Origin of the sequence: Idiomarina abyssalis, from assembly GCF_019797805.1 — a bacterium.
GTDB lineage: Bacteria > Pseudomonadota > Gammaproteobacteria > Enterobacterales > Alteromonadaceae > Idiomarina > Idiomarina abyssalis.
Genome location: NZ_CP081832.1, coordinates 2402717 through 2422887, shown reverse-complemented (window position 1 = coordinate 2422887; position 20171 = coordinate 2402717). Strand labels below are relative to the sequence as shown.

21 protein-coding genes are annotated in these 20171 nt (G+C 47.1%); 14 read left to right on the top strand and 7 right to left on the bottom strand.

From position 1 onward, the window contains the following. Positions 1–53: 53 nt before the first annotated feature. Positions 54–908 (bottom strand): virulence factor BrkB family protein, encoded by an 855-nt coding sequence (locus tag K5X84_RS11645; RefSeq protein ID WP_054490303.1) that lies wholly within the window; start codon positions 906–908, stop codon positions 54–56. Between the two features lie 69 nt (positions 909–977). Between K5X84_RS11645 and K5X84_RS11640 the strand changes: the two genes are divergently transcribed. The 5 genes from K5X84_RS11640 (at position 978) to K5X84_RS11620 (ending at position 3689) form a co-directional block, all read left to right on the top strand. Continuing rightward, the gene (locus K5X84_RS11640; protein ID WP_222235941.1) at positions 978–1700 is read left to right on the top strand and encodes an SDR family NAD(P)-dependent oxidoreductase; all 723 of its coding nucleotides are present in this window, start codon (positions 978–980) and stop codon (positions 1698–1700) included. Between the two features lie 70 nt (positions 1701–1770). Continuing rightward, positions 1771–2010 carry a hypothetical protein gene (locus tag K5X84_RS11635; protein ID WP_054490299.1) on the top strand — a complete coding sequence of 80 codons (240 nt, stop codon included), beginning with the start codon at positions 1771–1773 and terminating at the stop codon, positions 2008–2010. Continuing rightward, positions 2007–2654, top strand: coding sequence for a DUF2959 domain-containing protein (locus K5X84_RS11630; RefSeq protein WP_222235940.1), 648 nt, complete (start codon positions 2007–2009; stop codon positions 2652–2654). The genes K5X84_RS11635 and K5X84_RS11630 overlap by 4 nt, the downstream gene beginning before the upstream one ends. Positions 2655–2669: 15 nt before the next feature. Next, positions 2670–3185, top strand: a complete 516-nt coding sequence (locus K5X84_RS11625; RefSeq protein ID WP_199495046.1) for an NADPH-dependent FMN reductase — start codon at positions 2670–2672, stop codon at positions 3183–3185. A gap of 3 nt (positions 3186–3188) precedes the next feature. Further along, positions 3189–3689, top strand: a complete 501-nt coding sequence (locus K5X84_RS11620) for an MgtC/SapB family protein (protein ID WP_222235939.1) — start codon at positions 3189–3191, stop codon at positions 3687–3689. Here the strand turns inward: K5X84_RS11620 and K5X84_RS11615 are convergent. Next, a complete protein-coding gene (locus K5X84_RS11615) occupies positions 3686–4300 on the bottom strand; it encodes a TetR family transcriptional regulator (RefSeq protein WP_199495044.1) in 615 nt (204 codons plus the stop codon). The two genes, K5X84_RS11620 and K5X84_RS11615, sit on opposite strands and share 4 nt — an antisense overlap. A gap of 177 nt (positions 4301–4477) precedes the next feature. Here K5X84_RS11615 and K5X84_RS11610 point away from each other — a divergent pair, with 177 nt between their 5' ends. Further along, positions 4478–4759 carry a DUF3081 domain-containing protein gene (locus K5X84_RS11610; RefSeq protein WP_054490288.1) on the top strand — a complete coding sequence of 94 codons (282 nt, stop codon included), beginning with the start codon at positions 4478–4480 and terminating at the stop codon, positions 4757–4759. Then, positions 4756–5424 (top strand): PAQR family membrane homeostasis protein TrhA, encoded by a 669-nt coding sequence (gene trhA, locus K5X84_RS11605; RefSeq protein ID WP_222235938.1) that lies wholly within the window; start codon positions 4756–4758, stop codon positions 5422–5424. Before K5X84_RS11610 ends, trhA begins: the two co-directional genes overlap by 4 nt. A 72-nt stretch (positions 5425–5496) precedes the next feature. On the opposite strand, the gene typA is transcribed toward trhA, so the two are convergent. Next, entirely contained in the window at positions 5497–7338 is a 1842-nt protein-coding gene (typA, locus tag K5X84_RS11600) for a translational GTPase TypA (protein WP_199495042.1), read from the bottom strand. Between the two features lie 303 nt (positions 7339–7641). On the opposite strand from typA, the gene glnA reads away from it, so the two are divergent. From glnA to K5X84_RS11570, 6 genes are all read left to right on the top strand, one after another. Further along, positions 7642–9051, top strand: a complete 1410-nt coding sequence (gene glnA, locus K5X84_RS11595) for a glutamate--ammonia ligase (RefSeq protein WP_054490281.1) — start codon at positions 7642–7644, stop codon at positions 9049–9051. A 73-nt stretch (positions 9052–9124) separates the two neighbouring features. Next, positions 9125–10198, top strand: a complete 1074-nt coding sequence (gene glnL / locus K5X84_RS11590) for a nitrogen regulation protein NR(II) (protein ID WP_222235937.1) — start codon at positions 9125–9127, stop codon at positions 10196–10198. Then, entirely contained in the window at positions 10188–11594 is a 1407-nt protein-coding gene (gene ntrC, locus K5X84_RS11585; protein WP_222235936.1) for a nitrogen regulation protein NR(I), read from the top strand. The genes glnL and ntrC overlap by 11 nt, the downstream gene beginning before the upstream one ends. Before the next feature lie 75 nt (positions 11595–11669). Further along, positions 11670–12350 (top strand): response regulator transcription factor, encoded by a 681-nt coding sequence (locus tag K5X84_RS11580; RefSeq protein WP_054490274.1) that lies wholly within the window; start codon positions 11670–11672, stop codon positions 12348–12350. Beyond that, positions 12347–13708 (top strand): sensor histidine kinase, encoded by a 1362-nt coding sequence (locus K5X84_RS11575; RefSeq protein ID WP_222235935.1) that lies wholly within the window; start codon positions 12347–12349, stop codon positions 13706–13708. Before K5X84_RS11580 ends, K5X84_RS11575 begins: the two co-directional genes overlap by 4 nt. Then, positions 13705–14709, top strand: coding sequence for an alpha/beta fold hydrolase (locus tag K5X84_RS11570; RefSeq protein ID WP_199495038.1), 1005 nt, complete (start codon positions 13705–13707; stop codon positions 14707–14709). Before K5X84_RS11575 ends, K5X84_RS11570 begins: the two co-directional genes overlap by 4 nt. Here K5X84_RS11570 and fieF read toward each other — a convergent pair. Further along, entirely contained in the window at positions 14699–15628 is a 930-nt protein-coding gene (fieF, locus tag K5X84_RS11565; protein ID WP_054490268.1) for a cation efflux pump FieF, read from the bottom strand. The genes K5X84_RS11570 and fieF overlap by 11 nt on opposite strands. Positions 15629–15682: 54 nt before the next feature. Between fieF and trmL the strand changes: the two genes are divergently transcribed. Beyond that, positions 15683–16147, top strand: coding sequence for a tRNA (uridine(34)/cytosine(34)/5-carboxymethylaminomethyluridine(34)-2'-O)-methyltransferase TrmL (gene trmL, locus K5X84_RS11560; RefSeq protein WP_199495037.1), 465 nt, complete (start codon positions 15683–15685; stop codon positions 16145–16147). Position 16148: 1 nt separating this feature from the next. Here trmL and K5X84_RS11555 read toward each other — a convergent pair whose 3' ends face one another. The 3 genes from K5X84_RS11555 to yfcC form a co-directional block, all read right to left on the bottom strand. Beyond that, positions 16149–17444 (bottom strand): ABC transporter substrate-binding protein, encoded by a 1296-nt coding sequence (locus tag K5X84_RS11555; RefSeq protein ID WP_244994789.1) that lies wholly within the window; start codon positions 17442–17444, stop codon positions 16149–16151. 85 nt (positions 17445–17529) lie between these two features. Next, positions 17530–18705, bottom strand: a complete 1176-nt coding sequence (gene iadA / locus K5X84_RS11550; protein ID WP_222235933.1) for a beta-aspartyl-peptidase — start codon at positions 18703–18705, stop codon at positions 17530–17532. Between the two features lies 1 nt (position 18706). After that, positions 18707–20158 carry a putative basic amino acid antiporter YfcC gene (gene yfcC, locus K5X84_RS11545; protein ID WP_222235932.1) on the bottom strand — a complete coding sequence of 484 codons (1452 nt, stop codon included), beginning with the start codon at positions 20156–20158 and terminating at the stop codon, positions 18707–18709. Positions 20159–20171 lie beyond the last annotated feature (13 nt).

Here is a 20171-nt window from a genome sequence, read left to right as displayed (position 1 = left end):
GTACATACCTTTAAAAAAGAGAACCGCTATGGTCGGTGAAAATTCACAGCAGGTCAATCAGACTTCGGCTCAGGCAGCTGTAACTGATACTCCTCTAAGCTAACGGTTAAAACCGCGCCAATGAGTACAATCAACCAGGAAAGGTAAATCCATACAATAAGAATAGGAATAGTGGCCAGCGCGCCGTAAATGGCCTGATAGGTTGGGAAGAAGGTGATGTACAGTGAAAATAGCTGTTTACTCAGCTCGAATAAAAGTGCCGCGATAACCGCACCAAAGGCGGCATAGCGGAATTTAACCTGACGGTTAGGTACCAGCTGATACATGAGCACAAAGAATACAAAAGAGGTGACAATGGGTACGAACCATAAGACAAAGTTTTGTACACCGGAAACATATTCATCAGCAAACTGGCTGAGTGATATCAAATAAGACGTGGCTGCCAGGCCGGAACCGATAAGTACCGGGCCGAGTGTAAGCAGCATCCAGTAAACCGCAAAAGAAACTAACCAATGTCTGCTGCTGGAGTCTCGCCAGATATTATTCAGTGCTTTATCAATGGCTGACATGAGCATAATGGCCACAATGAACAGAAAGCCAACGCCAATGGCTGTCATTTTCGAGGCGTTGGTAACGAACTCATTCAGGTATTGCTCAAGTTGCTCGCCCGAAGTGGGAAGTAAGTTGGCGAACAAGGCCTGTTCAAGGTTTTCCTGTAACTCCTCAAACATGGGGAAAGCGGAAAAAACCGTAAACATGACCACTAACAGAGGCACTAACGACAGCATGCTGACGTATGTTAAATGACCAGCGGTAATGTTCGTATTGTCACTGTTAAACCTCTTACCAAAGTACTTGAGAAAGCCTAAGGTATGTTCGAAATACGATTTCCAGTCAAGTTGCATCATGATGTACTGAGCTAATCCAGTTTAAATAACGTAGGGAAGTATAAACTATCATGATAGAGAGTAGCGCAAATGGCAATGGTGGTATTGGGTGCCGGTGGTGGATTAGGCCAGGCCTTAACACTGGAATTACAAAATCAGTTTCCTGATGAAGAAATTATTGCGTTGTCTCGTCAGCCTCAAACTGGGTTATTTGACTCGGGTAAAATAACCTATTGCCAAATTGATGACTACAGTGAAGACTCGTTGAGCGCGTGGGTGAGTGACTTTAAAAGTGGCGGCAAGCAGCTGACGGGAATCATTTCAACTATTGGTATGCTGCATGATGAAAAGACGTTTCCAGAAAAGAAATTGTCAGACATTACTGCGGACAATCTGACTAAGTTGTTTTCTGTTAACGCAATAAAGCCGCTATTAGCGCTGAAGGCTTTTTTACCTATTCTTGACCGTAAAAACACCCGGTTTTGGGTGCAGTTGTCGGCAAAAGTGGGCAGCATTGAAGATAATTATCTGGGTGGCTGGTATGCATACCGGTCGAGCAAGGCGGCGTTAAATATGCTACTGAAAACGGCGTCTGTAGAATTAAAACGAACCCATAAAAAATTATCGATAGCAGCGGTGCATCCGGGGACAACAGATACTGACTTATCGAAACCTTTTCAGCAGCGTATTTCAGCCGACAAGTTGTATTCGCCGGAATTGTCCGCAGAACGAATAGTCGAAGTCGTGAAAAATTTGAAACCCGAGCAGTCCGGTGGGTTATGGCACTGGGACGGCTCAGCGTTACCTTATTGATTTAATTTGCTTTTCGTTAAGGAATGTCTCTTAATTGGTATGAGGCAAAATGCAGTGCAAGGAGAACACGATGTTATATATTTTAGCGATTTTATTCCCGCCGATTGCAATTCTCTTCACCGGGAAAATATTTCAGGCAATATTTAATGCGATCATCGCCATTATTGGCGTGGTTCTTTTTATTGTATCTTTCGGTGCGTTAGGTGTTATTTATCTGGTCGCTATTATTCACGCTATTATCGCCGTGCATGATTACCGTCAGACCAAACGCGACGAACGCTTAATTAAAGCGGCACGAGGTGACAAATGATGAAATGGACTTTACCAATTGTCGCGGTATTCATACTGTCAGCCTGCCAAAGTGCCTACTACGGCACCATGGAAAAGTTTGGTGTAGAAAAGCGCGACATTTTAGTCGACAGAGTGGATGACGCTCGCGACTCGCAGTCCGATGCGCAGGAGGAGTTCCGTTCAGCGCTTGAGCGTCTGGATACCATGCTGAACATTGATGGTGGCGAGTTGGAACAGCAATACAATGCGCTACGGGACGACTATGAAGACAGTAAAGACGCAGCTGAAAAAGTTCGCAGTCGTATCGATGAAGTTGATGAAGTTGCGAATGACTTGTTCGACGAATGGAGTGAGGAGTTAGGCGAGTACAGCAATGACAATATGCGTCGCGAAAGCGAGCGTCAGTTGCGCGAAACTGAACGGCGTTACGCTGAGTTACTGAGAGTTATGGAACGCGCGGCGGATAAGATGCAGCCGGTTCTGGATAAAATGCAGGACAATGTGCTTTATCTGAAGCATAACCTGAACGCCAAGGCGATTGATGCCATTCGCGGTGAGTTCAGTAATCTGCAAAACGATATTTCCGTACTAATAAAAGACATGGAAGCGGCAGTAGCTGAATCGAACCGCTTTATCGAAGCTATGAAAGATTCCCAATCTTAACGATCAGGAGATGATATGACAGTTTTATTTATTGGTGGCAGTCGCCGTAAAGATTCGCTCAATACCAAGCTCAAGCACCGTTTAGCAGAAGTGGCGGATAAACACGGTATTCGCTATGAGCTGGTTGATGCTGACGCGCTGGATGCTCCGATTTACCACGGTGACTTAGAAGCCGCTGATGGCGTTCCCGAGCCGATGAAAAGGCTGGGTGAAAAAATCCAATCCGCATCGAAAGTGGTTTTGGTAAGCCCTGAGTATAACTCGTCGGTGTCGCCGTTAGTGAAAAATGCCATCGACTGGGTGTCACGGCTTGATATGGGGGCATGGTCTGGTAAAACGGTTTTATTAGCTGCGGCTTCCCCTGGTGGTTTAGGTGGTTTGCGTGCGGTCAGCCATTTGCGCGATATACTTGCGAATGTAAAAGCCTGGACGGCTCCTATGTGTGCAAGCTGTCCTAATGCCACTGATGAGGCTATTGCCGCAATGGACGAGAGCTTTTTAAAGAGCTTTTTAGAACAAGGAAAGGACTGATTAGTGATTGACTGGCAAATTGTCCAGGATCTGGGTCCATACTCCTGGAGGGGAATAGGCACCGCACTTTTGTGTGGTGCTATTGTGGGTCTGGAACGACAAATTCGTGGTAAACCGGTTGGTATAAGAACCTCTGCACTGATTATTCTGGGCACCTACCTGTTTTTGGTGGGTGGTTCATCCGTTGTCAGTCAGGGCGGCGATCCATCGCGAGTGATAGGCCAAATTATTACCGGTATCGGCTTTCTTGGCGCCGGTGTTATGCTGGCGCGCGATGGCGTGGTGGTCGGCGTAACATCCGCTGCGACCATCTGGGCTTTGGCGGCCATTGGTATTGCCGTAGGCCTGGGAATGTACGGTGTGGGTATTGTGTTGTCGTTGGTTATTGTTGGCGTGTTGCTTGGCGTTGACCTGCTTGAAGACACTTTTCAATCACTAACCCGTGGCGTACACCGAAAATACAGCGGCTGGCGCCGCCGTCGTGGAGACAGTAATGAGCCTTAACGAGTTAAGCCATTGATGTAACTGTCGATGGCCTGGTTCCCGTACTCGACTAAAGGAAAATAGTCTGGTGCGAGCAACCAGTTGTAAATGAGCCCGTCTACCAAAGAAAAAAGACCAATAACAGCAATTCGGGCATCCACTGTTGTTGCTAATTCGCCCCTTTCAATAGCTGATTCAAAAAGTTTTTCAATATCGCAGATACATTCATTACGGCCGCTTACATGTCGTAATTTAATTGGGTTTACTTCGTCAATGTATTCGCATTTATGAAGTAAAATACTGGCCAGTGAGCGTACTTGCGGGTCTTCCTGAACGCGGCTGATAAATTCCTTCGAGCGCCCTTTAATTTCCTCCAAAGGATCAAACTCGGAGCCTTCAGCGATTTGCTCACGCATTTCATCAATGGGTAGTTTGACGCGTCCCATCAGGGATTCAATGAGATCCATCTTGTTCTCAAAGTGGTGATAGATAGCACCGCGAGTGACACCTGCTTTTTCAGCCACTTGCATCATAGACGTATGGGTTACACCGTTTTCACTAAATAGAGCTTCAGCAGCATCTAATAATTTGGCGCGGGTCTCCATTGCGTCTTCTTTTGTGCGTCGAACCATTTGGGGCTCCAGTTTCTTAACATTCGTTCATTATTATAACGGTTTTTGTTTAATCATGCATCAATGTATGTATATTCTAATACAAGGTTTTCAAAACAATTCGGTAAAAGCGGTTGTGGAATGGGATTTCCGCCCTAATAATAAAGGTATACATTTAGTAAAACGCTGAGGTGTGTGATGAAAAACGAACTCGATAACAAACTGATGTTGGATGCGTACGAAAAAATCCACACTCATGGTGAAGCTCGTCAGGGGCGTCACTATTTAGAAGGAATTGAAGCTTATACCGACCATGATGGGTATACCGTTTTTTTGGAAGGACATGGCGTTAAGCTGACATTACAATTCCATAACTCGTATCACTTAGACTACGACAACGAAAGACAATACGACCAGTTTATACGGGCCCTTAAAAATATCAGTAAGGGGTATGAAACTCCTGGGCTGGAGAGAGGATGAGTCAACATAAAGCCTATACGGCAATGGAAGAAGTTGCTCACGCGCTAACTCACGGCGTGGGGGCCGTTCTAAGTGTCGTTGCTTTGATTGTCATGTTGGTGTGGACTTCAACTCATGGCGATGCTTTTCATGTTGTAGCGGTGAGTGTATACGGTGCGAGTCTTATTCTGCTTTATACGGCCTCTACGCTGTACCACGCATTTCCCTGGCCAAAAATTAAAGCGGTGTTTCAGCAGTTGGATCATGCCGCTATATATGTACTGATAGCCGGTACTTATACGCCATTTGCATTAATTAATCTGAGGGGAGCCTGGGGCTGGACGCTGTTAGGCGTAGCCTGGAGTATTGCGCTCTTGGGTGTCGTTCTTGAACTTGGCATGAAAAAGCGAATAAAGTGGCTGTCGCTAAGTTTGTATCTTGGTATGGGCTGGATGGCGCTTATAGCGATTAAGCCCATGATTGATAACGTGGATGCTGGTGGCTTGATGTTACTGGTTGCCGGCGGCCTGGCATACACTTTTGGTGTTATTTTTTATGTCTGGAAAACGCTGCCGTACCATCACGCGGTTTGGCATTTATTTGTATTAGCGGGCAGTGTTTTTCACTTCTTTTCTATTTTCTATTTTGTGTTGCCTCAACCGGACTTATTGTCAGTGAACGGATGAGCACGAGTCGGATAATAGACAATAAAAAAAGCCCACTAGGAAGTGGGCTTTTTACTATCTAACTAAAACTAATTAGCCGTTCTTGGGTTCACGACTTAAACGTTTACGATCGTTTTCTGTCAGAGCACGCTTACGGATACGAATAGATTGTGGTGTTACTTCAACCAGTTCGTCATCGTTAATGAACTCAAGCGCTTGTTCCAGTGTTAAACGAATAGGCGTACTCAGCGTTTGCGCTTCATCCGTACCAGAGGCACGAACGTTGGTTAGCTGCTTACCCTTCAGACAGTTTACTGTCAGGTCGTTTGAACGGTTATGAATACCAATGATCTGGCCTTCATAAACTTCATCACCGTGCGATGCAAATAACTTACCGCGTTCCTGCAGATTAAACAGAGAGTAAGTCAGAGCTTTACCCTGGGCATTTGAAATCAGTACACCGTTACTACGCTGACCAATGGTGCCGCCTTTGTGCGGGCCGTAGTGGTCAAACGTATGGTACATAAGGCCAGTACCTGAAGTTAGTGTCATGAATTCTGTCTGGAAGCCAATCAAACCACGGCTTGGTACTTCAAAGTCGACGCGAACGCGACCTTTACCGTCTGGTGTCATGTTGGTCATTTCGGCTTTACGTAAGCCTAATTTTTCCATAACGGCACCCTGATGCTGCTCTTCAATATCAACCGTCATGGTTTCGTAAGGTTCCAGTTTTTTACCATCTTCGTGCTTGATAATAACTTCCGGACGAGAAACGGCTAACTCGAAGCCTTCACGGCGCATGTTTTCGATAAGAACACCTAAGTGCAGCTCACCACGGCCTGATACACGGAAACGGTCCGGGTTATCAGTTTCTTCAACGCGCAGTGCGACGTTGTGAACCAACTCTTGCTGCAAACGCTCAAGAATTTGACGAGAGGTAACAAACTTACCTTCTTTACCCGCGAAAGGTGAGGTGTTGACCTGGAATGTCATGGTTACAGTAGGTTCATCGACGGTTAGCGGCTTCATTGCCTCCGCTTTACCAACCGCACAAACGGTGTCGGAGATTTTTAATTCACCCAGACCGGTAATAGCGCAAATGTCGCCTGCTGCTGCTTTGTCGGCTTCAATGCGATCCAGACCTAAGTAACTAAAGACTTTACCAATTTTGCCGCTGCGTTCTTTGCCGTCAGCACCAACAATAGTAACTGGCTGGTTAACTTTAACGCTACCACGGGTAACACGGCCGATACCGATAACGCCTAAGTAGCTTGAGTAATCCAGCTGTGACACCTGCATCTGCAGGTCACTTTCGGGGTCTGCGTCCGGGTGACTTACCTTATTAACGATAGTTTCGAACAATGGCGTCATGTCGCCATCCTGATCGTCTGCGTCTAATGATGCCCAGCCATTAAGTGCTGATGCATAAACAACCGGGAAGTCCAGCTGCTCGTCGGTAGCGCCGAGGTTGTCAAACAAGTCGAAGACCTGATCCATAACCCAGTCTGGGCGAGCTCCAGGACGGTCAACTTTGTTGATAACCAAAATTGGGTTAAGACCGTGAGAGAAGGCTTTCTGCGTGACAAATCGAGTTTGAGGCATAGGGCCGTCAACGGCGTCAACCACTAACAATACAGAATCCGCCATAGAAAGTACGCGCTCAACCTCGCCGCCAAAGTCGGCGTGTCCTGGAGTATCCAGAATGTTAATGCGGTAATCTTGCCAGTTAACCGCGGTGTTTTTGGCGAGGATAGTAATACCACGTTCTTTTTCAAGATCGTTGGAATCCATAATACGGTCTTCTATTTCGCCACGGCTTTCTAACGTGCCGGATTGTTGCAACAACTTGTCGACTAGGGTGGTTTTACCATGGTCAACGTGCGCGATAATCGCGATGTTGCGTAATTTTTCTATATCAAATACCTGAATTGTCATTAAGAACTGCCTGTAGTTGTCCGGGAGCGAAACCCGTCCAAGGGGTTTTGTGAAAAATAGCGGCGTATTCTACCTTTTTGAGTTGGATTAAGAAAGGGCTGATTGTTTTTTGTCCATTATATTTTCTTTTCCTTTCTCTTTGTTTTGCACCAAAAATGTGCGATATGCGCTATACTGGTGCATATAAACTTTTAAAAGAAGACTGAATTTAACTTAATAGTATGAATATAAAGGGAAAGTTCAGTTGGCACAGGCTTTGCTATACTTAGGCTGTATTTTTAGACGCTGTCTACGGAGGACAACATGTCAGCTAATAAGATTTTCGATACCATTAAAGAACACGACGTAAAATTCGTCGACTTACGCTTTACCGACACCAAAGGTAAAGAGCAGCACGTCACTATTCCGGTGTCGCAAATCGATGAAGACTTCTTTGAAGAAGGCAAAATGTTTGATGGTTCATCTATTTCCGGCTGGAAAGGGATTAACGAATCGGACATGGTGCTAATGCCCGATAATGAGTCTGCCGTTCTGGACCCGTTTACTGATGAAATCACCCTGAATGTCCGCTGTGACATTCTTGAGCCTGAAACCATGCAAGGTTACAGCCGTGACCCTCGTTCAATTGCTAAGCGTGCAGAAGAATTCCTGCGCTCGTCAGGTATTGCCGATGAGGCTTACTTTGGCCCTGAGCCAGAATTTTTCCTGTTCAATGACGTTCGTTTCCACACCGATATGAGTGGTTCGTTCTACAAAATTGATGCAGAAGAAGCGAAATGGAACTCTGGTCGTGAATATTCAGAAGGTAACCTGGCTCACCGTCCTGGCGTAAAAGGCGGTTATTTCCCGGTACCTCCGGTTGACTCTGCACATGACATCCGCGGCACTATGAGCCTGGTTATGGAAGACATGGGCCTTGTTGTTGAAGCGCATCATCATGAAGTAGCCACTGCTGGTCAAAACGAAGTAGCAACTCGCTTTAATACTCTGACATCTAAAGCTGATGAGATGCAGGTTTACAAATACGTTGTGCATAACGTAGCGCACTCTTATGGCATGACAGCAACCTTTATGCCGAAGCCACTGGTTGGTGATAACGGTTCTGGTATGCACGTGCATATGTCTCTGAATAAAGGTGGCGAGAACTTATTTGCCGGTGACCAATATGCAGGGCTTAGCGAAACGGCATTGTATTACATTGGCGGTATTATCAAGCACGCTCGTGCTATTAACGCCTTTGCGAATGCTTCAACTAACTCGTACAAGCGTCTGGTTCCTGGTTTTGAAGCTCCGGTAATGTTGGCTTATTCAGCGCGTAACCGCTCGGCTTCTATTCGTATTCCATTGGTTTCCAGCGCCAAAGGTCGCCGTATTGAAGTGCGTTTCCCTGACCCAAGTGCCAACCCTTACCTGGCCTTTACTGCATTGCTAATGGCGGGTCTTGACGGTATCCGTAATAAGATCCACCCGGGCGATGCAATGGACAAAGATTTATACAATCTGCCTCCTGAAGAAGCGAAAGACATCCCGACGGTTTGTCACTCCCTGGAAATGGCTCTGGAAGCTCTGGATAAAGACCGTGACTTCCTGAAACAGGGCGGCGTTATGGATGACGACATGATTGATGCTTACATTGATCTGAAATATAACGAAGTAGAGACATTGAAGAAGACTACCCACCCGGTAGAATTCGATATGTACTACAGCGTTTAATGGCGAATTATCGGGTGAGGCTTTTAGCCTTGCCCGATTGCACCAATACGGTGCATAACCCTCTCCTGCCTTCGTGAATAACAACGCGCTACTTAACCAATTACTCACAGGCATACTCATCCTTGATGACCGCCTGACCATTCGTTATGTCAATTCATCCGCGGAATCGTTGCTGGATCACAGCGCCAAGCGACTATTAGGTGAACCGTTTAGCGCCGCGTTTTATCATTGTTCTCTGGCGTCGGAAACATTAATAGAATGCCTGAATAGTGAGCAAACTGTGCTGAATGCGGAAGTTCATTTTGCACTGCATTCTGGTCACGATATTCGTGTGGAAACCAGTATTCAGACAGTTGATCAAGAATTTGGCCGGGCATTGTTGCTGGAACTCAAACAAGTTGACCAATTGCGACGCATCAACCAGGAAGATCAGCAACGTAATCAGTTATTTGCGACACAGCATTTATTACGCGGTATGGCTCACGAAATAAAGAATCCGTTAGGTGGTTTGCGAGGAGCTGCGCAGCTACTGGCAAGACAGCTTCCCGATGAGAAACTGACCGAGTATACCGACTTGATTATCAGTCAGTCTGATCGTTTACGGTATCTGGTGGACAGACTGTTAGGGCCAACCAAGCGTGGTGAATCAAAGCTGACCAATATTCATGAAGTACTGGAGCGTGTGGTTCGGACACTAACTTATGAGTACGGCGAGTCACTGAAGCTGACCAGGGACTATGACCCTTCTTTACCGGACATTCGGGTGGTGCCTGAAGCTTGTGAGCAAGTGTTCCTGAATATTGCCCAGAATGCGGCGCAAGCTATGTCGGGTGCTGGCACTATTGTCATTAAGACTCGGGTCGAGCACCAATTGACGTTGTTTGGTCTGCGTTATCGGCAGTGTGCGGTGGTGACAGTTACCGATAACGGACCCGGCATACCGGCGGAATTACGCGATACATTATTTTACCCTTTAATTAGCGGACGTGCAGAGGGAACCGGCCTGGGTCTTTCATTGGCGCAAAACCTTGTGCACCAGCATAAGGGGAAAATTGAATTTGACTCAAGCCCGGGCAAAACCCGGTTCTCAGTTTATTTGCCGTACCTTACTGCAGACAATGGTAACGAGGTGATGGATGACCACTAATGCTCAGTTATGGATCATTGATGACGATGACTCAATTCGTTGGGTTTTGGAAAAAGCTTTTGCTGACAGTCGCTATCATGTTCGCAGTTTTGCTAACGGAGAGGACTTTTTTTCCGCATTAAAAACTGATGCTCCGACTGTGGTGTTGACGGATATCCGAATGCCCGGGGAAAACGGTCTGGCCGTGCTTGAAAAATTAGGCCGTGAGCAGCCGCAATTGCCAGTGGTGGTGATGACCGCACATTCAGACCTTGAAACCACGGTAAAGGCTTTTCAGGGTGGGGCTTTTGAGTATTTGGCAAAGCCTTTCGATATTGATGAAGCGATAACAGCAGTGGACCGTGCGCTGCAACATGCAAGACAAAGCGAAACCGCGGCGAATGAGCCTATTGATAATAGCGTTCCGGAGCTTATCGGTGAGGCACCTCCCATGCAGGATGTTTTCCGTGCCATTGGTCGTCTGTCGAGTTCCAGTGTCAGTGTCTTGCTGACCGGTGAAACCGGAACTGGTAAAGAAGTGGTTGCACGAGCTTTGCATAAACACAGTCCGCGCGCGGAAAAGCCTTTTATTGCACTTAACATGGCGGCCATACCGGCGGACTTAATTGAGTCGGAGTTGTTCGGGCATGAACGCGGCGCTTTTACCGGAGCTGACAGAAAACGTGTGGGCCGCTTTCAGCAAGCCGATGGCGGAACCTTGTTTCTGGATGAAATTGGCGACATGCCATTACCGGTTCAGACACGTTTGTTACGAGTTTTGGCCGAAGGGCAGTTTTATCCAGTAGGGGCGCATCAGCCAGTTAAAGTTGATGTTCGCGTTATTGCAGCGACACACAGAGAGCTGGAGCAGTTAGTCGATAAAGGACAATTTCGTGATGACTTATATCATCGGCTTAATGTTATCCGGTTGCGTTTACCCCCTTTGCGCGAGCGAACAGAAGATATAGCGACTTTGGCAAAGCATTTTCTGAAAAAGTCGGCTGAAGAGTTGAATGTTACACCAAAAACGTTGTTAAATGAGACACTTAGCAAGTTAATGAGTTACTCTTGGCCCGGTAATGTAAGACAGCTGGAAAATACCTGTCGCTGGTTAACCGTTATGGCACCAGGGCAGAATATTGGTGTTAATGACTTGCCTGAAGACATTCTGGTGCCAGCTGATTCAGAACCTGAAAATTTTACCGGAGAACTTACCTGGCTGCATTGGCTCGAAAGAGAACTGGAAAAACACCCGTTAGAGGCTCAGGATGTTTTGCAAAGTTATCAGCATCAGTTGGAAAAAATTGCTTTGCAAACTGCTTTACAACGTTTTTCCGGCCACAAGCAAAAAGCGGCGACATGGCTGGGCTGGGGCCGAAACACCTTAACCCGAAAGCTGAAAACTCTGCTAAAGTAAAAGTTATGTAAAGGGGGTCGTATCCATGCCCGGCATTTTGGATCATGGATTTATTTCTGGAGAGAACAGTAAGTTATGAGACATTCCGTACTACTCATTGATGACGATACTGAAATGTCTGTCATGCTGACAGAATTGTTTAAACGTGAATCCGTAGATTTAAGCGTTGCCGAAGATGGCGTGACCGGCCTCGACAAAGCACTTAACGGCGACTACGAGCTTATTTTGCTGGATGTCATGTTACCCGGTATTGATGGTATGCAGCTGTTACAGCGTTTGCGCCAACAACACCGCGATACAGCTGTGCTCATGCTGACGGCCCGTGGTGACGACGACGACCGTGTTATGGGTCTGGAACTGGGTGCAGATGACTACCTTCCAAAACCGTTTAACCCGCGTGAACTGGTTGCCAGGGTGAGAGCTTTACTGCGTCGTACACCTAACACCACCATGCAAAACGAAAGCCTGAACGTGTGCGGTATTGTATTAGATCCGGCCACAACGGAAGTGAAATGCGACGATGCTGAACTGATATTGACCCCCACTGAATTCGATATTCTGCGCTGTTTAATGCAGCAAGCGGGCCAAATGGTGAGTAAAGATCAATTATCGGTTGCGGCACTGGGGCGTAAAATGGAGCCTTTTGATCGCAGCCTGGATGTTCATATCAGTAACATTCGTAAAAAGTTTCCGACGAAACCTGATCGTATCCAAACCATTCGCGGCCGTGGCTATCGACTGATCGCCAGCTTATGAGAAACCGGCGTACGCGGTGGTATCGATCGCTAGCCCTAAGGTTACTTTTTATTTTCTGGGCGTTGCTGTCGGTCACAGCGGCCAGCGGTTATCTGTTAGCGGTTTGGAATAAACCGAAAGCAGAGTTAAAGCCGCTGGAGCCGGATATTTATCAAACTCTACAACCGCTACTCAGCGATGCTTTAACTTTTCAATCTTTGCAACCTGGGCGTTTAATCGCTGGCGACTACCGCGTGGCTGCTCAACTATCCGTGGAAGGCAGTGAAAAGCTGTTGATGGACGAAATGCTGAGAGTCAGTCACGGCTCAACCTTGTTGCGTATGCTTGGCCAAAGCTCACCTCAACAAATTCCTCTGGACGAACGTTTGCTGATGGGCCCGTTTGAACTGGACGGCAATAAAATATTGGTCACTAAACCTTTGGGTATTGATGAGCAAGTTAACCGGGAGCAGTTAGAAAGAGAGTCAACCCGGGCGCGCTTACTTACCTTGTTGGTGGGTAGTGGTTTACTTGCCGTTTTACTGGGCATTTGGCTTATCCGCCCAATACGACGAATGATCCTGGCTATGCGAGAGGTAGCTGACGGTAGTGCAACTCCTGAATTAAAGCGGCTACCCAAACGCGGTGATGAAATTGGCGAACTGGCGCGAGCGTTGTCCCAGGGTGCTGTCGATTTAGCGACATCGCGCGATGCCCAACGGCGTTTACTGAGTGATGTATCGCATGAGCTACGCTCACCGATGGCACGTATGCAGGTTGCCCTTGATTTAGCTGACTGTAATGAGGATGACCCAAATTGGCAGCAACTGAGCCGCGATACCGAACGCCTCAGCGTAATCATTGAACGAATTTTGTCATTATCGCGGTTAGAGAACGGCTTGGTAGAGCTTAATCATGAGAATCTGGACAGCGGTGAGTTAGTGCAACAACTTATTGGTGATATGTGCTATCAGAACCCGGAGGTTAGTGGGCGCCTGATTCAGCAAAATGGCGACTGGCCTATTATTGATACTGACTCTGAATTGCTCAGACTGGTGCTGGAAAACATTGTTCGTAATGCGCTGCATTACACTGACGATAATGTCGAACTTTCTTATGATGATTATGGCGAAGGGTGCCGCATTCGTATTCGTGACCATGGCCCGGGTGTGGATGAAAGTACATTAGAAAAACTGTTTGTACCCTTTTACCGCGGCGATCCGGCTCGTCACCATAAGGCCGGAGTTGGTCTTGGGTTGGCCTTAAGTCATCGTGCTGCAGCTGTGTTAGGGGGCGAATTAAAAGCCAGTAATCACTCTGAAGGAGGACTGGAAGTCGTGTTAGACTTACCTAAAAGTCAGCCTGAACCAAATACATGAAGCAACCTGATTCACAACACCAGCGCCCCGCAGATGATACACCCGAGTGGGCGGAGTTTTTCAAAACGCAGGTAGAACCCTTCTGGGAACAACAGGTTCTTTCTGAGTATTTCACGGCGTTTGACGGTATTCAGTTGCATTTCGCATACTATAAACATAGCGCTGATGCACCATTGGTGGTCATTGCTCCGGGTCGGATAGAGTCGGCTCTTAAATATCAGGAGCTGTTTTGGGAGTTGGCCCAGCAAGGCTTTTCCGTGGCGGCGCTGGACCATCGAGGCCAGGGTTTATCGGCTCGGTTGACGGCCAATCATCATCAGGGACATGTCGACAACTTTGACGATTTTGTCCGCGATTTCTCAGATTTTACCGAACAATTAACAAGTCTATTTGGTAGTGTCCCTAAAACTTTATTTGCTCATTCAATGGGTGGCACCATTGCGACAATTTACTGTGCGACTTGTAGCCACCCATACAATAAGCTGATTTTATCCGCTCCCATGTTCTCTATCGAAACCGGTAAAGTCCCTTATTGGCTGGCGCGCTGGGTAGTTGCCGCAGGCGCATGTATTAACCGGTACTTGGCTAAGCCCTGGTATTTTTTTGGTATGGGTGACTACCAGGCGGTACCCTTTGAAGAAAACGTTCTCACTCACAGCAAACAGCGTTACCAGACCTTTCGCAGGGTATACGATAATGTCGCTGAGGTGCAGCTGGGCGGACCAACTTTTAACTGGCTTTACGAAGCGGTTAGTGCAGCCATGAAGGCGCAGCAACTGGCGAGTGATGTTCACATTCCGGTCATTTTATTTCAGGCTGGTAATGATCAGGTTGTTTCTGCTGCCGGGCAGAAAAAAGTCGCCGCGGCAGTCACCCGGGAGTACTTTCGGTTTGAAACCATTGAGGGCGCATCGCATGAGCTGATGATGGAAACGGACAGATTCCGCCAGCCAGTGTTGGATGCCATCATTGAAGAGACTCGAGAGCTCGTTAACGCTTAAGTGAACCTTCCACCACGGCGACAATTTCAGGATCCATATGCACAATGATGTCTGCTCCCGGGAAGGCTTTCATAAGCTGCGCCTCAACATCGTCAGCTATGGCGTGGGCGCGCAATAACGACAACTCGTTAGCCAGTTCAATGTGTAATTGAATAAAGCGTACCGGGCCGGCTTCGCGCGTGCGCAAACCGTGAAAGCCTCTGACACCATCCACCGCCATAGTAATGCGGCCAATTTGCTCCTGCAGATCCTCTGAAAGCTCTCTGTCCATTAGTGCCTGAAAGGCATCCCAGCCAATGCGAACAGCACCAATAATTAAGTAAACGGCAATACCAATGGCAAAAATACTGTCGGCCCAGAGCCAACCGTAACTGCTGAGAATTAAGGCAACAATAACCGCTAAGTTCAGCAGTATGTCCGACTGATAATGAAGGTTGTCGGCTTGTACGGCTTTAGAATTGGTATGCTGAATGGCCATGCGCTGAATAACAATCAGAACAAAGGTAATGACAATTGCGATGCCAGAAACAGCGATGCCGTAACCCACTTTCGGAACGCTACCACCCTGCATAAATTGCTGCACACTGTGAAAAATAAGCAGCATGCTGGAACCGGCAATAAACGCGCTTTGCGCCAGAGCGGCCAATGACTCCGCTTTACCATGACCAAAGCGGTGCTCTTCATCTGCGGGTTGTAACGCATAGCGAATGGCAAAGAAACTAAAAATCGAGGCGCCACTGTCCAGAATGGAGTCTGTCAGAGAGGCAAGCATACTGGCTGATTCAGTCTGAAACCAGGCAAAAAGCTTAATGCTTATGAGGGTTATTGCAACAACAACGGATGCCGTGCTGGCCAGACGCACCCAAAAAGCGTAATTTTGTTGGTAATTTTTCTGATTTGCCACAGCGCCGGTACACATTTCTAAAAAATATTCTGCTATTCTACCGCTTTTACTGAAGCGATGAAAACGACCATGTTGCACCTCGTACTGTTTGAGCCTGAAATACCCCCTAATACGGGCAATGTGATTCGTCTGGCGGCGAATACCGGAATGTCCCTGCATTTGATAGAGCCCCTGGGTTTTGAGCTGGATGAGAAAAAGGTTCGGCGTGCCGGTTTGGACTATCATGATCTGGCTTCTGTGAAAATTCACAAAGACTGGCAAAGCTTTTTAGATAACACGAAAGTTAATCGTATATTTGCCTGCACGACAAAAGGTAAGACTAGCTATGCTGAGGTAAATTATGAAGCGGGCGATGTTCTGCTTTTTGGCCCTGAAACCCGTGGATTGCCTATGGAAGTGCTGAGAACCTTTCCAGAAGAGAACTGGTTGAGGTTGCCTATGGCGGACAGCAGCCGCAGTCTTAACCTGTCAAATTCTGTTGCTATCTTTGCCTATGAAGCGTGGCGCCAAAATGGTTTTAAAGGGGCCTGTTAACTTATTTATCAATGGCTATTGGGCTTTGCTGAGCCAGAACCGTGTCGAATAAGCTTCTAAGTGAGCGGCCTCGTGGCGTGTCTGAAAACGCCACAAACAGTGGCAGAGGATCCGATAATTTTTGTTTTTTGTAAGGCTGCTCTGTCCAGTCTGGCAGGTTATCTTTGTAGTCCACAACCGCACTCACCCTTTCCATATCGAGCAGCGCAAAACAATCAAGAGAGTTTGATGCGCGATAAAAAGGGCGCTCAGTATCAACTAAATTTTCCATAAAACGAGGGCCTGAAATGCAAATAGGGCCTTCGTTAGGCTCTTCCAGGGTAAAGAGAAAAACACTGTCGTCATAAGCGACATGGTATTTTGACAGAATAATATTCTCTATTCTTTGATCAGGACGAACACCGATGAGGGCATCAGCACGGCCTTCCTGGATCAGCTGAATACTGCGTTGCCAGCTACTGACAACGGTATTGAGTTGAGAAGTAAACATCGGGAACGTTGACTTTGCTATTTGCCAAAGTTTACCGGTGCCGTCGGCATTCAGTAAGCCAGGGTGTATGGCACCAACAACCGTCAGTTGCTCCGGACGTTTAATAGGCTCCACCGCAGGCTGGGGCTTTATTCCATACTTTTCACGAAGCACTTTCATACGACCATTCTCATGCATCTCTTGCAGCTGATAAGTGAGCTGAGGAATAAGCCGGGCGTGTTCTTCGTTTAGATAATGGAAGCCAGTTTCGGTGGACAGTTTGTGGCTAATAAAGTGCGGGTTATCGCTTAATTCCGAACTTTGAAACTGGAAGTCCCCCATAAAAGCAAACTGAATGCGTCCCGATTCAAGCAGCTTTAGTACTTGTTCGAGATCAATAGGCGTTACTATGGACGGCTGGTGAGGAAGACTTTCAACGACGTCAGTAATGGAATCCATACCATCGACGTATGCCAGACTTTCTATTTTCGACAATGGGCAGTAACCGCAGTCGCGCCTGTCAGCGACAGCTATGATGTCGAAAGTGAATAATGGAAATGGGATACGGCGAAGGTCGCGACGCTTGTTCTCAAGCATGGCTGTTCTTCCAAGCTCACCAGCAATGGTACCTTCAGTCGCTAGCTGCTCACCACGAGCGCGAGGTAGCTCAATATATTCAAGCTTGATATCCAGTTTGGCATAAGCTTCTTCAAGAACTGCTGTTACGTATTGCGTAAAAGGGCCTTCGTCAGGCGCACGAAAGACCAGTTTCTCCTGAGCGAGCGCGAGACTGGTTGTGGGTATTAAACCAAAAAATAATAGCAACACGCAAAGGCGCAACGATGACTTCATAACAAAAAGTGAGATCTTATATCGTTAAAGAAGGTTTAGTATAGCAGTGTTCAGAGGCCCGTCACGACCCCTGAAACTCACCAAATTTCAATGGTTTACCAAGTTCAACAACCATTTTACCCTTGGCTATTACATAGGTTATGGATTGGTCTTCCTGATTCATTAATAAGATATCGGCATCGGCACCGACAGCTATATGCCCTTTGCGCGGAAGCTTTAGGCGGTCGGCGGCGTTGGTACCAGCCGCTTTCAGTACTTTTGTGGTTGGTATACCTTTTGCCAATGCCTGCTGAACCGACTCTAACAAGCTTTGTGCTCTGCCCACTTTAAGTCCGCGTAGTTTACCGGCTTTATCAAAGTCAGGAAGGCTGGCATTACAGTCGGTACTAAAACTAATATGGTTCTCATCTACTCCCAGCTCCAGCAATTCACCGAGAGCGTCGGCCGCTGCAATCTCTCCGGCTGCCAGCAGTTCGGGCGTCGTTGATGTGGTTAAGTCAAGAACAGCACCTTGCTGGGCAAACTGAACCGCACTCTCCATTAGCTGCCGATGACGGTTGATATGGGTTGGATAGAACTGATTAGCAGTAACATCAAAATCGGCGCAAGCATGCTCTGCAACACTCAGCATGGATGGCTCGTCACCAACATGCAAAAATACAATACCGGACTTGCCGGATAACAAACCGCCTACCTTTGCATCTGCAGCCAACCGTGCCAGTTCGTGGGGAGTAATTTGAGAGCCGCGTTTGTCGGCAATAGCAACTTCACCAACACCAATAAACTTATCGATTAAAATTAAGTCATCTCGTACGGAGCCACTTATTGTTTTAATAGGATACTCATAGGAGCCGGTGTAACAAAAGGTACTAAGCCCTTCATTTTCTAGCGCACAAGCTTTTGCCAGCATATCCATTAAGGATCGGGTGGAGGCATCAGTACCTAGTCCGGAAACCATAGTAGTAATACCTGCACTAAAAGCATCCGTTATTGGCATATCGGGTGTTCTGGTATGAAAGCCACCTTCACCACCACCGCCGTTAAAATGGGCAAGCGGGTCAACAAAGCCAGGCATGAGCCATAGACCAGTGGCATCTATAACTTGAACGTCGACACTCTGGCTATTTAAATCAATGTCAGTATTTATGGCAGCAATACGACCATCCGCTATTAATACATCTTGTTGGCCTAAATATTCAGGCGACCAGACTTCGGCGTTCTTAATAAGTTTGAGCATTTTATGAAAATCCTATGGTTACAGCGAGGATCATAGCAGCCAATGACATGAGCATTAGGCCGAGTTGAAACTTCCAGATAATCTTCACCCAAGCGCCCCAGTCTAACTTGACTGCACCAAGACAGCCAATAAGAGATGCGGAGGTCGGGATAATAATGTTAGTCAGGCCGTCGCCCAGTTGAAATGCGAGTACCGCGGTTTGCCGACTAACCCCAGCTAAGTCTGAAAGCTGTGCCATTAAAGGCATGGTTAACGCTGCCTGACCGGAACCCGAGGCAATAAAGAAGTTAAAAACGGACTGAAACACTAACATCAACGATGCTGAAACAACCGTTGAAAACTCACCGATTGTATTTCCTGCGGTGTGTAATACCGTATTGAGAACGGAAGGTGTGGTTGCATCATCTCCACCAAGCAATAAAACGATACCTTTAGCAAAACCGACAATTAATGCAGCGGGGAGTAAGTCTTTCGCTCCCTGATTAAAAGATTGAGCAAGATCGTTTGCCGATAAACGTCTGCCAATAACAGCAATTAGTCCGCATGCCAGACCCATGACAAAGAACTGGGCCGCAATTTCCGGGATATAATACTGACGTTGGGTTACCCCCCAGATGACCCAGCCTAAACCGATCAAAAACGTTAATAAAATGGCTGTATCAACAGGCTGAAAAGGCTTATCTGAGACAGATTGAGGCTCTCGTTCATTGATGACTGGCTGCTTAATTCGTCTGGCATAACGTAACGTAAATTGCAGGCCGAACAAGGTAAAAACACACCAGAGTATGATTCTGAATCCACTGCCCGAGAGTAGAGGGACTTCAGCAATGCCTTGTGCAATGGCGACACTAAAGGGGTTCATCCAGGAGGTAGCAAAACCTATCTGGGTAGCAACGTAAGTGGTAAGCACAGTAGTAACTGCATCATAGCCGAGGGATCGCATGACCGGTAACAAAACCAGACAGAATGCGATGGCCTCTTCACCCATACCAAAAATGGCACCGCTGAGAGAAAAAACCAGGAACATAGAGGTCAGAAATACCAACTCGAAATGCCGTGTTTTTTCAATAAGTGCTAGAATCCCACGCTCAACTGAGGTTGTTTTTAGGATCATTCCAAACGCACCGCCAACCACTAAAATGAATGCGATAACGCCAATTGCTGCACCCCATTTAGAGCCGGAAACCAGCCCCTCGAAAGGAACATTAGCCAGGCCGATTTCACCGCCCTCTGCGAAAAGAGGTCGTTGAAAGCTCTCTTCATCTGCGTAACGAAAACTTTCAGGAATAATAACTGAACGTTGTTGGGTTTCACCATTAACGCTGCGCGTAACGGTTTGTGTTTCATAAGATCCAGCAGGCACCCACCAAGCGGCGAGTGCTGCCAGAACACCAACAAAGAACAGGATGACCAGCGCATCGGGCATGGCCATCGATTGTTTTTGTAGTTTCATACTGCGTTGTAAG

Bases quoted from the DNA above. Each gene is read 5' to 3' on its own strand.
- K5X84_RS11635 (WP_054490299.1), top strand. From the start codon at position 1,771: ATGTTATATATTTTAGCGATTTTATTCCCGCCGATTGCAATTCTCTTC.
- K5X84_RS11615 (WP_199495044.1), bottom strand. From the start codon at position 4,300: ATGGTTCGACGCACAAAAGAAGACGCAATGGAGACCCGCGCCAAATTA.
- typA (WP_199495042.1), bottom strand. From the start codon at position 7,338: ATGACAATTCAGGTATTTGATATAGAAAAATTACGCAACATCGCGATT.
- K5X84_RS11575 (WP_222235935.1), top strand. From the start codon at position 12,347: ATGAGAAACCGGCGTACGCGGTGGTATCGATCGCTAGCCCTAAGGTTA.
- glnA (WP_054490281.1), top strand. From the start codon at position 7,642: ATGTCAGCTAATAAGATTTTCGATACCATTAAAGAACACGACGTAAAA.
- K5X84_RS11625 (WP_199495046.1), top strand. From the start codon at position 2,670: ATGACAGTTTTATTTATTGGTGGCAGTCGCCGTAAAGATTCGCTCAAT.
- trmL (WP_199495037.1), top strand. From the start codon at position 15,683: ATGTTGCACCTCGTACTGTTTGAGCCTGAAATACCCCCTAATACGGGC.
- K5X84_RS11640 (WP_222235941.1), top strand. From the start codon at position 978: ATGGCAATGGTGGTATTGGGTGCCGGTGGTGGATTAGGCCAGGCCTTA.
- trhA (WP_222235938.1), top strand. From the start codon at position 4,756: ATGAGTCAACATAAAGCCTATACGGCAATGGAAGAAGTTGCTCACGCG.
- K5X84_RS11645 (WP_054490303.1), bottom strand. From the start codon at position 908: ATGATGCAACTTGACTGGAAATCGTATTTCGAACATACCTTAGGCTTT.
- yfcC (WP_222235932.1), bottom strand. From the start codon at position 20,158: ATGAAACTACAAAAACAATCGATGGCCATGCCCGATGCGCTGGTCATC.
- K5X84_RS11610 (WP_054490288.1), top strand. From the start codon at position 4,478: ATGAAAAACGAACTCGATAACAAACTGATGTTGGATGCGTACGAAAAA.
- K5X84_RS11580 (WP_054490274.1), top strand. From the start codon at position 11,670: ATGAGACATTCCGTACTACTCATTGATGACGATACTGAAATGTCTGTC.
- fieF (WP_054490268.1), bottom strand. From the start codon at position 15,628: ATGTGTACCGGCGCTGTGGCAAATCAGAAAAATTACCAACAAAATTAC.
- iadA (WP_222235933.1), bottom strand. From the start codon at position 18,705: ATGCTCAAACTTATTAAGAACGCCGAAGTCTGGTCGCCTGAATATTTA.
- ntrC (WP_222235936.1), top strand. From the start codon at position 10,188: ATGACCACTAATGCTCAGTTATGGATCATTGATGACGATGACTCAATT.
- K5X84_RS11630 (WP_222235940.1), top strand. From the start codon at position 2,007: ATGATGAAATGGACTTTACCAATTGTCGCGGTATTCATACTGTCAGCC.
- K5X84_RS11570 (WP_199495038.1), top strand. From the start codon at position 13,705: ATGAAGCAACCTGATTCACAACACCAGCGCCCCGCAGATGATACACCC.